We start from the raw sequence: 11,967 nt of genomic DNA on the forward strand, positions 1-11,967 counted from the left end.
GCACGTCAGCCTCACGAGTCAGCCTCACGAAGGGGGGAGACATGCTCGCAGCCGAGCGGCGCGCCCTGATCCTCGACCGCGCCCAGCACGACGGTGCCGTGCGGATCGCCTCTCTCGTCGACGACATCGGCGTCTCGCACGTCACGATCCGGCGCGACCTCGACGCCCTGGTGGCGGAGCGCATCCTCGACAAGGTGCGCGGCGGAGCGGTGCTGCGCGGCGATCACACGCCGCACCAGTCCCCGGAGACGTTCACCGGCACGATCGGCGTCGTCGTCCCCACCTCCTACTACTACCGCTACGTCGTCGAGGGCATCGACGACGCGCTGGCCCCCGGCGGCGAGATGAAGCTCGTCATCTCGGAGTACGACCTCGAGGAGGAGTACCGCCTCATCGACGAACTCGTGCGCGAGGGCGTCGACGGTCTGCTCTGGGTGCCGACGGTCTCCGAGCACGCCGCTCCCGCCGGGTTCCGCGAGGCGGTCGAGCGCCTTCAGGTTCCGGTGGTGTTCGTCGAGCGCGAGATGCCGGGGGGCGGCCTGGGTTCGGTCTCGTCGGTGCGTTCGGCGCACGAGCGGGGCGCCCACAGCGCCCTGAAGCACCTCTCCGATCTCGGCCATCGCCGGCTCGTCATGGTGAGCCGGGGCAGCTCGCAGAGCTCGGAGTTCGTGCGCATCGGGTCGAGGGATGCGATCGGCCGGCTCGGGATGGACGAGCAGAGCGTCATCCTCGGCCCGGGAGAACTCGGTTCCGGCCCCCGCTGGGAGCGTGGCAGTGCCGACGTCGTGCTCGACACCGTCGAGCGCATCGGGGCCACCGCCGTGTTCTGCCACGGTGACGAGAACTCGCTCTTCGGCCTCCTGCAGAACGCCCGGGCGCGCGGACTCTCCGTTCCCGACCGGCTCTCGATCGTGGCCTACGACGACGATGTCTCGGCGCGCGCCGATCCGCCCATCTCCGCCGTGGCCCCCGATCGTCGCCGTGTGGGCGCTCTGGCGACGCGACTGCTCATCGACCTCATCCGGGAGCCGAGCGCCGAGCCGCCGCTCCAGATCCAGGTCGAGCCCCGCCTCGTGCTGCGCGCCTCCACCGCTCCCGCGCCGTGAGCCGCATCCTGCTGTTCTCGGGGGGCGGCGACTACGCCGATCCCTGGCACCCGTTCGCCGAGACCAGCGCCCTCGTGGCCGGGACCCTCCGGGCCTCCCACCACGACGTGACAGTCGTCGACACCCTCGACGCGCTGCAGGAATCGCTCGACGACGGCGACCTGCTCGTCGTCAACGCCGGCGGCGGCCCCACCGCGCATCCGCTCGACGATCGACTCGCGACGATCGTATCCGGTCACCGAGGGCCTCTCCTCGCCCTGCACGTCGCGGCGACCCTGCTGCCCGGTCACGACGAGTGGGAGGAGTCGCTCGGCGGCCGGTGGGTGCGCGGGGTCTCGATGCACCCCGAGCGGGGTGCTCTCCGACTGCGGGCGGTCTCCGACTCCGCGGTGGTGAGCGGGCTGGAGCCCCTCGACACGATCGACGAGGCCTACTCCTGGCTGCGGGTCTCCCCCGCCGCCGAGGTGCTGCTCGTGCACGACTACGACGACACCGAGCATCCCGCGGCCTGGACCCTCGACCGCGACGGCCGCCGAGCGGCCTACACGTCCCTGGGTCACGACCCCGCCGCCTACGAGTCTCCCCTCGCCGGCGCCCTCCTGCGCCGCCTGACGGCATGGCTCACGGCCGACGTCCCGGCCTGACCGCGCAGGGCGGCCGCTCGCGCGATGGTCGTCAGCGAACCAGCGAAAGCGCCCCCGGCACCGGCACGAGGGTGCGGGCGAGGGGCAGTCGCTCCCAGTCGAGGCTTCCGGCCGGGAAGAGGTCCGCGATCGGAAACAGCGTGACCGCCTCGATGGGTGCGGCGTAGACGACCGAGTCGATGCCGGCCCAGACGGCCGCGGCCGCACACATCAGGCAGGGCTCGCACGAACTGTAGAGCACCGCACCGGCGAGCGAGGTGCGGCCCAGCGACCGGCAGGCCTCGCGGATGGCGCACACCTCCGCATGCGCCGTGGGGTCGCCGGAGCTCACGACCGCATTGGACTCGAGGCTCACCACCACCCCGTCGAGCACCACCACCGCACCGAACGGGGCGTCACCACGCGCCCGCGCCCCCTCCGCTGCGCTCACGGCGCTCTGCAGTGCGGCGACTCCCGCCGGCGTGATCGGGGTCACGCCGTGACCTTCATGGCCTCGATCTTCGCGACGAAGTGCTGGCCGGAGGTGATGGTCTCGTACTTCGGGGCCGAGCTTTCGTCGAGCGAGGCGATGACGGCGTCCTTGTTGGGCTGGTGGAAGAACGCGAACGAAAGTCGGTCACTGTCCCAGGCGCCGTCGGCGGGATTCGTCACCCGGTGAAGGGTGGAGTTCCACACGTCGTTGGTCCAGCGCTGCATGAGGTCGCCGAGGTTGATCACGAATGTTCCGGCGATCACCGGCACGGGCTGCCACTCCTCCCCGTCCCACACCTCGAGGCCCTCCACGGAGGGAGCGGCGTAGAGCACGGTCACGCCACCGAAGTCGGTGTGCGCGCCGCCGCGCAGCTGCCCGGGCAGCGGCTGCTCCTGCATCGGCGGGTAGTGGAACACACCGAGGTTGCTGTCGTGGCGGAAGGTGAACTGCTCGAAGTAGTCGCGCTCCCGTCCGAGGGCGACCGCGAAGATCTCCATCAGCGTGTCGGCGACAGCGTTCATGGCGAAGTAGTAGTCGGTGAGCGCCAATCGGAGCCCCCGGGTGGACTCCTCATCTCCCCACACCGGGGAGGACGGGTCGAGGATGTCGTGCCGCTTCGCCGCGAAGCCCTCACGAAGGTCGGCCGGGGCCTCGGCGCCCAGCGACTGCCCGAGCGACATGTTCGCGAACTCGCTGTAGCCGCCGTGGTAGCCGTCGCGGTAGTGCTGAAGCTTCGTGTCGACCGGCGCGGCGAAGAAGCGGCTCATGGCCTCGACCCCGCGGTCGAGGATGGGCTGCGGCACGCCGTGTCCGGTGATCACGAGGAAGCCGAGATCGCGGCAGGCCCGATCGATCTCGGCGACCACGGCCTCCGGTGCGGTGCCGTCGGTGAAGGGGCTGATGTCGATGACGGGGACGGTGAGGGTCATGGGTCCTGGCCTTTCTCGAGAGGGATGACGGAACGGATGCCGGCTCAGTCGGCCGGCAGACCGATCGACGGGTCGATGTAGTCGTTCGTGTAGAGCTGCTCGGCGGTGAGGCCTTCGGCAGGTGCGGAACCGGCTGCGAGGGCGATGGGGCCGACGATGTCGAGCATCCGCTGCACCCGTTCCGGGTCGAAGTCGCCGATGGCGCCGTCGTCGCCGTTGGAGACGAGTCCGTCGGCCAGGGCGCTCGAGACACCGAACTCCGCCGCGCCGCGGGTGTAGACGATTCCGGTGTCGTAGGCCTCCACCGCCTCGAGGATGAGGTCGATCACGGGCTCCGGATCGGCATAGAAGTCCACCTCGGCCTGCTGCATCACCGGCACGAGCTTCGCGAGACATCCGTCGAGTTCGTCGAGGGCGTCGGCGCGCACGGACATGGTGGCGGTGTAGTTCGGGTAGCCCGCGTCGGCCACGAGCTGGTAGGCCACCGGCTTGTCCCACGCCTCGATCTCGTTCTCGTAGAGGTAGGGCTCGCTGCTCGCGAAGCCCTGCTGCGCATCCTTGCCGCCGCTCGCGATGAACGCGGCCGGGGTGCCGTCGTAGCCTCCGTCGGCGTTCTCTGCAGCGATGAGGCCCGACTGGATGAGGTACTCCATGTACGGCGCGCCGCCGTAGTAGCGCACCACCGCATCCGTCTTGCCGATGTCGGCGATGGTGGTGGCGTCGGGGTAGGTTGCCGGGTCCCACATGATGATCTGCGGGCTGACCTCCAAGGGGGCCATCACCGACACCGTGGGCTGCTCAGCCGACGCGATGATCTGACCGTCCGTCTGCACGTAGCCGAGAGTGATCGAGGGGTCGGCGTACATCTGGCTCGACACCGTCTGGAACCCGATCGCCGGGCCCCCTGCCCGAATCTCGAGCTGGACGCCGGTGTATTCGCCTCCCGAGTAGAGCGGCCCCGAGACCGATTTGCCGGAGGAGTCGATGACGGGGTCGGGTCCGAGCAGCTCGTAGAGGTGGCCGTGCTCGGAGCTGGGGTTCCAGTCGGTCTGCACCACGACCGTGGCGGGGCAGTCGGCCGAGAGATCGACGGCGCCGATGGCGGCGGAGGAGGACGAGGCGCCCGGTGACGCCGGAGCGGCGGACGAGCAGCCGGAGGCCGCCAGGGCGAGGCCGGCCGCGGCGGCGGTACCGAGAAGGAGACGAGGTGCTGTTCGCATGGTGATCCTTATCCGCAAGGGTGCGCGAGAATAGTCGAGAAGAATATGATGAAGAACGAAAGCAGCCTTCCGGCAGCTCTAGTGGAGCGAAATATAACCTGTGGGAATATCTAACGCCCTCGCGATTTCCGCTCCGTTTCCGCCGTATTACCGGGACGTGTCGAAATGAACGACCCGGCGGGCAGCGAGACCGCGCCCGAGTCGGCTCTCAGCCGTCAGGTGGGCGAGCGCATCCGCGGCGCCCGCAAGAAGGCATCGCTCTCCATGGTGGAGCTCGCCGCCGAGGCGGACATCAGCCAGCCCTTCCTGAGCAAGGTGGAGCGCGGCGAGGCCACCCCCTCGCTGCACACGCTCTACAAACTGGGCAACGCGCTCGGTCTGCATCCCTCCGACCTCATGCCCGCCCCCGACCCCGCCAACGTCACGGTCATCCGCGCGTCCGAGGGCTCTCTGGTGTCCGCTGCCAATGACGACCAGTCACCGCTCGGGCGTCTCCTCCGGGCCGGAGAGGGAAGCCGCATCGAGATCTTCGACTACTCCGTCGACGAGGCACGCAACGTCGGCGACTGGTTCGAACACGACGGCGAGTCCGCCCTGGTGCTCCTCAGCGGGCTACTGCGGGTGGATGTGCGTGGCCAGGGCGAATGGGAGCTCGCCGGCCACGACGTCATGTTCTTCCGGGGGCCCGTCAGCACCCGCTGGACCGCCCGCGGGCCGGAACCGGCGGCACTCTTGCTGTTCACCGTGAAGTGACCTGCGGGTGATACGAAAAGCGGGAGCCTCAGCCACGTGGCCGAGACTCCCGTTCATCCTCTTCTGTCGGGCTGACAGGATTTGAACCTGCGACCCCTTGACCCCCAGGCGTCCAGACACATCTATCGCGGCCGAAATCCGCGTGCTTCCGGGCCTCAGATCATGCAGAGCACGTCACGAGATGCATGGTTTGCATGATTCTGGTCCCCTTCTGGTCCCCCTCATCAATCACGACGCCCCTGAACGAGGTTGCTCCGCGGCACCAACCGCAGACCGAGCGCCGGGATCGCCAGTGTTGCCTGAAAGCACCTGCCACAAGTCCCTCAAGTCAGAACCCGCGAGGTCTGACCCCCGCGGTACGTGACGAGCCCAATCAACGTCAGACAGCTGTGAAAGGAACTCACGCGCCTCTGACGGACGGAGAGACCCTGGTTCGTGACCCTGCGCGAACTCCGCACCGAGCGACTTGGCTGCCGTTCTCGGAACTGAACTCATTCGCATCACCACGCCTGCCTCGGTGTCGACCCCGTGATAGAGCATCGCACCGAGCAAGTTGACGCTTCGCAGGTCGCTCTCGCTGACGTTCTCAAAATCGATACCGCTTGTGGGCAACTTGGAGAGGGCTGTAATCCCCCACGTACCCGCCGTCGCAAGGTTTCGGTAGATGGCCTTTGTTGCCTCCGTAAGCGCGGCAGTCGGGGTTGCCGCATCGCCGAAGTATCGCTCGGCGATGGACTTGATGGAGACGCCAGCAACCCAGTCAGCAGCAATCTTCGCTGCCCTGTCGCCGATCCCAGCGCCGACGCCACTCAGCTCGTCGATGCTGTCTCTGATCTGCGGTAGTTGAAGCATGACCCGCATGAGGTCAGGCAGAGCGCTCGACGTGACATCACCAAACAAGCTGCCCGGTTGCCAATCACTCACATCGAGAGACTTGTCCATCCGACGCATCTCGCCCATCGCAGAACGGATGCCCTCGGGAGTGAATCCAGTGCTATCGGCGAGCGTCGCCGTCTCAACGCTCTGTGCAAGCTCAGCAGCATAAGCCCGCGTCGCCTCCAAGAGCCTAAGACCCTTCTGCCGTTCAGCGGGACTCGCCTCGGCTAGCGACGAGTATCCGAACGTGTTGCGTAGCAGCAGCTCGGTTTCAGACAGAACAGCGTCAAGGTTCTTCTTCTGAGCGAATAGGTGCGCGACGTAACTACGGAAGTCCGCCCATTGATCGTTGTATAGCGATCGCTCCAGGTTGAGCAGTCGGCCAGCATCTTCAAGTTCATCCAGGAGGACGACAAGCCTAGAAACAAGCGCTCCCGCTTGTTCTGACAAGAACTGGGCCAGCGACTCACGATCGCCCTCTTTGCTGGAGATCCCGACGACGCCGATGCTGTCCTGATCCACACGGCCTGCTCTGCCCGCGAGGTTCCAGAACTCGCGGGGCGTCATAGGACGGTTGAACTTTCCGCTGGGCAGATTCCGACTTGCGAGGAAGATGGACGAGACCGGGAAGTTCAGGCCTTGAGAGAGTCCCGTCGTGGCGACCAGAATCCGCAACTTTCCCTGCTCGGCGAGCCATTCCATCAGTGCGCGCGTTTCGTCGGAGAGTCCTGCGTGATGTACCCCGATCCGACGAGCGAGCATGCCAATGAGCGCGTAATCTTCGCTGATTTCTGCTGCCAGATAGCGTTGCACCAAGGCAATGTCGGGATCATCCACTTCCGGAAGTTCTCCTGACAACTCCTCGGCAATTGTCCAAACGGTCGGGATAGTGGGGCAGATCACGATCGCAGTCCCCCGCTCAGACAGCGTCAGCGCCGATGCGCCAGCGATCTTGCTGAGACTGTTCTTGATACTGGAAAACGTGCGATCAAGTTGAGGTGCGTCACCAATCTGGTAGAGGCCCGAGACATTCATTGATGAGCCGCTTGTCAGCATGGGCTCGAAAGACAGTCGCCAGTCCCTACCCCGCCCGGAGGGCGGAGCTACTGCCGACACAAGACCGATCAGCCGATCGTTGGGCTGCCAAGGGGTCGTTGCAAGACTGATGCTCTTTCCAGTTCTCGGAGCCAGCCATCGGGCGAGGTCATCGCCGTTCGGCACATAAGGCATGAGCAACAAGAAGTTCGCCTGGGTGCAGTCTCGTTTGACGGTAGCCAGCAATAGTTCGATGCGGATACCGCGGTCGGAATCTTCAATGTTGTGCGCCTCATCGAGCACCAACAACGCGAGCGGGCGAGCGATTGCCGCATTGCGGATTGCCAGGTGGAGCTTCTCCGGAGTGGCCACCAGCACGTCAAAGGGAGACTCGTTGAGCATGCCAGCTTCGATGTCATCTATCTCCACAGCGGAGGTAAGTTCCTCAACTCGAATGCCGCTCGGCCCGAGGTCACGCCTTAGCCGTCGAGTGATCTGCGAGACGAGCGCCCGTGTTGGCGCCACATACGCGACCCAGCCTTTGTCCTGCTTGAACTGGCTAATAGCTTGAACGATCTTGAACTCGGCGAGGATGGTCTTCCCAGCGCTCGTCGGCAGGTCGACAACGACTGCCGCGCTCGCCGGGTCCAAGAGCCCCTGTTCCTGAATCGCGATGCGCTGCGGAGGCAGCATCTCAAACATGGAACGGTGTCGGGTCGCAGTTTCGACGATGCTCCGAATCTCAGGACCGATTCGTGTGACAGACCACAGGGCACCCGCCACCATGCGCTGGGCCATCGCGCGCTGCCATTGGAGAACCACTACGAACGCTGGATCAGCAGACTGCTGTGCCGCGGAGATCGCTCGGTCGAAGTGGAAGTCGAGTTGCGTCGCGATGTCGGCTGGCTCCCCTTGCATGAGGTAGGTAGCGACCATTTCCGAGAGTCTGGCCCAGTGGTACAGGGCTACGAGGCGCCACCCAGCGACCTGCAGGTCTTCGGGCCGTGATTGCGCGTTGAAGAGAAGCTCCTCGTTCTCTTTCTGTTCGGCTCGCAGCCGCGCCACAGTCTCTGCGACGCCTTCCAGGTCTTGCCATCCGTCTTTGCGAAGAAGCCGAGTCCAAATCTGACCTAGGTCACTGAGAACACGTGTGTCCCATGAGCCGTTGGATCGGAAGAGCTCGGGGTTGACTTCCCGCTCGCGCATCCAGGCCCGATACTCCGCCCAGCGGTCCGAACAGTATGCGAGTGCACCGAGCTGAAGGACTTGATGTACCAGCGCCTCCAACGAGTCGAGCTCCAACGGAAGCGCCCGAAGAAGAGCGAACGCCTCGTGGGCCGCGGCCTCCGCCACCGCGGCGTCTGATGCGCCCGAGTGCAGCGATACCTGCGCGAGGGCCTCGATCCCTTCGCTGGCGACGATCTCGTATGCGAAGGCGACGTCTTGGATGAGAGCCTCGGTCGCGGCGTCGTGAGGGCCTTCGCGGTGAAGCTGGCGACCAAGGTTCGAGTCGACGTACATGGAGGCAGCCGCGTCGTGGGCCGCCTTCACCCGGTCGGCGCCGAGGGCTTCGATTGCCCAGTGTGATCTGAGGCGACTGATTGCTTCGCGGGAGATGGTCATGCCGCGGTCTCCAATACGACCGAAGCGTCTGCGACCTGCGCCAGTAATTCGGCGGTTAGGTAGATCGCGACGAGCGCCATGCTGGTTGGTTCTTTCACGGATTGGGCAAGACTGGAGGCTCTGGCCCGAAGGTCTGCCTGGTTCGGTTCGGTCGCGTGGATGAGAACGCCGTAAATGATGACATCCAGGCTGTCTGCTAGGTAGGTCGCAAGCGCCTGACGGAAACTATCCAGCCATGATTTACCTACCGAGTTCATCGTGAGGTATCGAATCGCCCATCTGCTACGGTCGTCGCCCGCGTTGAGCCCGGATAACTGACTATGAAGCCCGTGACTTCGGCTCGTCAGCAAGCCGGGGGGCCATGCCTGCTGGTGGCTGGTCTTCACCTCGGCAAAGACGAACCGAACTCGATCGCTCGCGTGGAATCCAATAAGGTCCACGCCCCCTCCGCTGCTGTTGGGGTTTCGCGTCGAGCGACTATCCGGCCAGGGGAACTCGCATCCAACTTCCGTGATCAGATGATGTTCGGCGAGCGCCTCCCCTACTCGCCACTCATCGAACGAGTCAGGGGCGGTGAGGATGCTCTCCAAACGCTCGTTCTCGAAGTCGGTCTTTGCCAGGTCGGCGAGGGCCTCGCGCGCCTCCTGGACGCCAGTGTCATCTCGCAGAATCGCTTGCACATCAGACGCGATGTGGGCGACATCCGACTCTTCGAGGAGGTGACCGGTCGCGGAGACTGCGCCGTGGTCGACGGTGTAAGCGAGCGATCCGACCACTACACCACCTCTCCCGTGCTCCCGACGCGGAAGGGGCAGACTCCGCTGGCATCAGCCTACTTGGCACCCTCCGACAGCCCGTCTTGCCGCCACCCGCGAGTCCTCGATCTGATCAGTAGGAGCCGGTGGAAGATTGCGGGCCTTTCTTCCTCGTCATAGCGCGACGGTGTTCCGTCATCGAAGCGGCCATGAACCGACTGCGCGCAGAGGAGCTCTGCGCGCATCGTCGGCTCCGTGATTCCGCATAGGCGGAGATTGCTCGTCCTGAGATCGCGGAGCGCTCGTCGGCTTACAGGTGCGGACGGCTGGACCGACGTGTAGATCCGGGCAGGCGAATCGCGGATCGCTGGTCCGTTCGCGTCAGATGTCGAATACTCGCTCGTGCAGCTCGCCGTCTTCTGCCCATTTCACTTCGACGCTCGTCGGGATGCCGTCAGCGAATGAGAGATCGTAGCGAAAACGCTGGAGTTGGCCAGCATGCACGGTACGGGGCCGATCGCCTTCGTACAGGATGTTCGCAGGCCGATCCCCGGCTCGTGCGGTGAGCTCGTCAGCATCGACGTCGCCTTCGTTTCTCACGTCAATGAACCGACGCACGCGGTTCCTCAGACGACCGCGGCTGTCCTGCTCGGAGATGTTATCGCTGCCGCTCTGCACGACCAGCTTCACTCCGCTGCGGGTCGGTACCGGCTCAGGAGTACCGAGTCCGAGCGCGGCGATGTCGCCTTCGATGGCCGCCCAGACCTTGGCGATCAGCTCATCGGCGTTCGCGTAGGTGCCGTAGAGGCTCCTCTGGGCCAGGTCGTCCCTGAACTTGCGCAGCGCCGCAAGCTGCTCGACATCGACGTCGTTGGGATGGGGCGCCGTCGAGAACCAAAGGTGCACGCGCTTGCCGTCTGCGATGGCGTGGTCAATCTCCTCGACCGTTCCGGAGATGGCTGTCGGCGTGGCCGTGCCAATCCTGCTGCCGAAGATGCCAACGAGGGCGTCCGCGTTTTCGAGCAAGGCGGCGTTGATGATCGCTTGCGGGTGGTCCCCCGCCTGCGGCACGACCGACTCCCAGCGCAGCGGCACCACTACGACGCCGCGGGTTCGAGTGTTCGACTCGTTCCAGCTCGAGATCGCGTGCAACGCGGCCTGACGGCCGTCGTTCACGTCACCCGGGGACGCGATCATCATGAAGAGCACCGTGGCGGCAGATGTCATACCCCGAGCATACGAAGCGGCGGCGCAGCCTTGTCGACAGGTCCGACGCACCGCGAGCTCGACCCGTGAACTGACCATGCCCGCGCGCGAAAACTCACCACGGCAGGTGTCGTGCAGACAGGCGCTTCTGTCAGTTCGTGCTGACCCTGGCTCCGCCGGCGATCTGATCCGCTTCCGCTGCGAGGCGCACGCGCCGGCGCGCGACCGTCTCTTGGATACGGGCGCGCATCAACATGACGACGCTCACCGGACCGATAAGTAGGAACTTCAGGGTATTCCAGACCAACAGCGGCACGAGCAGGTTGAGCCAGCCCGGACCGCCGTCTGTGATCAGGTTGACGCAGATGCTCGCCGCGAGCAGGTACGGCGCGGCGAGGAGCATCGCGGGGATGCCCCACTTGAGTCCGCGACGGGTGCGGATCAGGTCGAGCAGGATGTTGGTGGGCATGTAGCGCCGCACGAAGTAGCGGGTGCGGACGCTCACTGCCCAGAGCAGTCGAAGCATGGTCAGGCCTCTCATCAGACGTGTCTCTCCGTCGAGGAGGCAGATCATGATGAGTGGCCCCGAAGGGACTGTCCCGAAGGACCTGCGCGATGAGGAACGCTGCCTCGGGTTCAGGGTACGCCGCGCCAGCGACATCCGTAAGGGCCGCACTCTCCCGGGATTCGGTGCGCGCAGGCCAAGATCGCGGCGCTCAGGCCTTCTTGGCGAGTTCGAGGAGCTTGCGAATGGCGGTGTTGCTGTGGCGTCCGATCATGTATCCGGCGAGGTCGTTCGGGTCGAGCTCGCCGATCTCGCGGAGTCTGCGGAGGTCGCGGAGCGCGTCGCGCTTGCCGTAGTCGTCATGCCAGCCGTTGTTGCCGTTCCAGTCAATCCGTTCGTAGAGCGTGATCGCGTCGTCCGAGAGCGCGGAGGCGAGTTCTTCCTTGGTGTCGAAGTGGACGGCGTGGTTATGCCGGGCCCACCCGCTGAGGTCGTCCGAGCCCCATTCAAGGACGAACGCGTGCAAGGCGCGTTTCGGGCTCATGGAGGCGAGGTCGTCGATCGACGGCCAGAAGTGGACTTCGACCGCAGGAGCAGGAACGGCGTTGGCTGAGGACTTGCGAGTTCGGTACGGGAGCTTTCTCCAGTCGTCCGGCAGCTGGTCCTTGGTGCTCGCGATGCCGATGATCGGGCGCTTGGTCTGCGCCGCGAGGGCACGGGCCAGCCTCACCGCCTGGTCTGCGCGGATCGCGTGCGGCTCGGTGTCCGACCAGGGAATGTAGATGAAACGCGGAAAGGTGCTGCTGCTGTCAGGATCGGCCACACAGCCAAGGCTATGCGCGA

At 65.4% G+C, this 11,967-nt stretch carries 11 protein-coding genes; 3 read left to right on the forward strand and 8 right to left on the reverse strand.

Annotation, left to right across the window (positions count from 1 at the left end; all coding sequences use genetic code 11):
* Window positions 1-41 precede the first annotated feature (41 nt).
* Window positions 42-1,106 (forward strand): substrate-binding domain-containing protein, encoded by a 1,065-nt coding sequence (locus tag N1031_RS06445; protein ID WP_259478783.1) that lies wholly within the window; start codon window positions 42-44, stop codon window positions 1,104-1,106.
* On the forward strand, window positions 1,103-1,750 hold the full coding sequence (locus tag N1031_RS06450) for a ThuA domain-containing protein (protein WP_259478784.1): 648 nt from the start codon (window positions 1,103-1,105) through the stop codon (window positions 1,748-1,750). The genes N1031_RS06445 and N1031_RS06450 overlap by 4 nt, the downstream gene beginning before the upstream one ends.
* A gap of 31 nt (window positions 1,751-1,781) precedes the next feature.
* On the opposite strand, the gene N1031_RS06455 is transcribed toward N1031_RS06450, so the two are convergent.
* The 3 genes from N1031_RS06455 to N1031_RS06465 are packed head-to-tail and all read right to left on the reverse strand — an operon-like array spanning window position 1,782 to window position 4,371.
* Complete coding sequence (locus N1031_RS06455) at window positions 1,782-2,225, reverse strand: nucleoside deaminase (protein ID WP_259478785.1); 444 nt, start codon at window positions 2,223-2,225, stop codon at window positions 1,782-1,784.
* Window positions 2,222-3,151 (reverse strand): isopenicillin N synthase family dioxygenase, encoded by a 930-nt coding sequence (locus N1031_RS06460; RefSeq protein WP_259478786.1) that lies wholly within the window; start codon window positions 3,149-3,151, stop codon window positions 2,222-2,224. The genes N1031_RS06455 and N1031_RS06460 overlap by 4 nt, the downstream gene beginning before the upstream one ends.
* 44 nt (window positions 3,152-3,195) lie before the next feature.
* Window positions 3,196-4,371 (reverse strand): ABC transporter substrate-binding protein, encoded by a 1,176-nt coding sequence (locus tag N1031_RS06465; protein WP_259478787.1) that lies wholly within the window; start codon window positions 4,369-4,371, stop codon window positions 3,196-3,198.
* Window positions 4,372-4,536: 165 nt separating this feature from the next.
* Between N1031_RS06465 and N1031_RS06470 the strand changes: the two genes are divergently transcribed.
* Complete coding sequence (locus N1031_RS06470) at window positions 4,537-5,124, forward strand: helix-turn-helix transcriptional regulator (protein WP_259478788.1); 588 nt, start codon at window positions 4,537-4,539, stop codon at window positions 5,122-5,124.
* 228 nt (window positions 5,125-5,352) lie between these two features.
* On the opposite strand, the gene N1031_RS06475 is transcribed toward N1031_RS06470, so the two are convergent.
* The 5 genes from N1031_RS06475 to N1031_RS06495 form a co-directional block, all read right to left on the reverse strand.
* Window positions 5,353-8,658, reverse strand: coding sequence for a DEAD/DEAH box helicase (locus N1031_RS06475; protein ID WP_259478789.1), 3,306 nt, complete (start codon window positions 8,656-8,658; stop codon window positions 5,353-5,355).
* Window positions 8,655-9,434, reverse strand: a complete 780-nt coding sequence (locus tag N1031_RS06480) for a hypothetical protein (RefSeq protein WP_259478790.1) — start codon at window positions 9,432-9,434, stop codon at window positions 8,655-8,657. Before N1031_RS06480 ends, N1031_RS06475 begins: the two co-directional genes overlap by 4 nt.
* 360 nt (window positions 9,435-9,794) lie before the next feature.
* A complete protein-coding gene (locus tag N1031_RS06485) occupies window positions 9,795-10,640 on the reverse strand; it encodes a DUF4062 domain-containing protein (RefSeq protein WP_259478791.1) in 846 nt (281 codons plus the stop codon).
* A gap of 130 nt (window positions 10,641-10,770) precedes the next feature.
* Window positions 10,771-11,145 (reverse strand): sulfate permease, encoded by a 375-nt coding sequence (locus tag N1031_RS06490; protein ID WP_259478792.1) that lies wholly within the window; start codon window positions 11,143-11,145, stop codon window positions 10,771-10,773.
* Between the two features lie 190 nt (window positions 11,146-11,335).
* Complete coding sequence (locus N1031_RS06495) at window positions 11,336-11,947, reverse strand: hypothetical protein (protein ID WP_259478793.1); 612 nt, start codon at window positions 11,945-11,947, stop codon at window positions 11,336-11,338.
* Window positions 11,948-11,967: the final 20 nt, after the last annotated feature.

Origin of the sequence: Herbiconiux moechotypicola, from assembly GCF_024979255.1 — a bacterium.
In the GTDB taxonomy this organism is placed as follows: domain Bacteria; phylum Actinomycetota; class Actinomycetes; order Actinomycetales; family Microbacteriaceae; genus Herbiconiux; species Herbiconiux moechotypicola.

Coding starts and splice junctions, on each gene's coding strand:
- N1031_RS06445 (WP_259478783.1), top strand. CDS start 42: ATGCTCGCAGCCGAGCGGCGCGCCCTGATCCTCGACCGCGCCCAGCAC.
- N1031_RS06460 (WP_259478786.1), bottom strand. CDS start 3,151: ATGACCCTCACCGTCCCCGTCATCGACATCAGCCCCTTCACCGACGGC.
- N1031_RS06465 (WP_259478787.1), bottom strand. CDS start 4,371: ATGCGAACAGCACCTCGTCTCCTTCTCGGTACCGCCGCCGCGGCCGGC.
- N1031_RS06470 (WP_259478788.1), top strand. CDS start 4,537: ATGAACGACCCGGCGGGCAGCGAGACCGCGCCCGAGTCGGCTCTCAGC.
- N1031_RS06475 (WP_259478789.1), bottom strand. CDS start 8,658: ATGACCATCTCCCGCGAAGCAATCAGTCGCCTCAGATCACACTGGGCA.
- N1031_RS06485 (WP_259478791.1), bottom strand. CDS start 10,640: ATGACATCTGCCGCCACGGTGCTCTTCATGATGATCGCGTCCCCGGGT.
- N1031_RS06490 (WP_259478792.1), bottom strand. CDS start 11,145: ATGCTTCGACTGCTCTGGGCAGTGAGCGTCCGCACCCGCTACTTCGTG.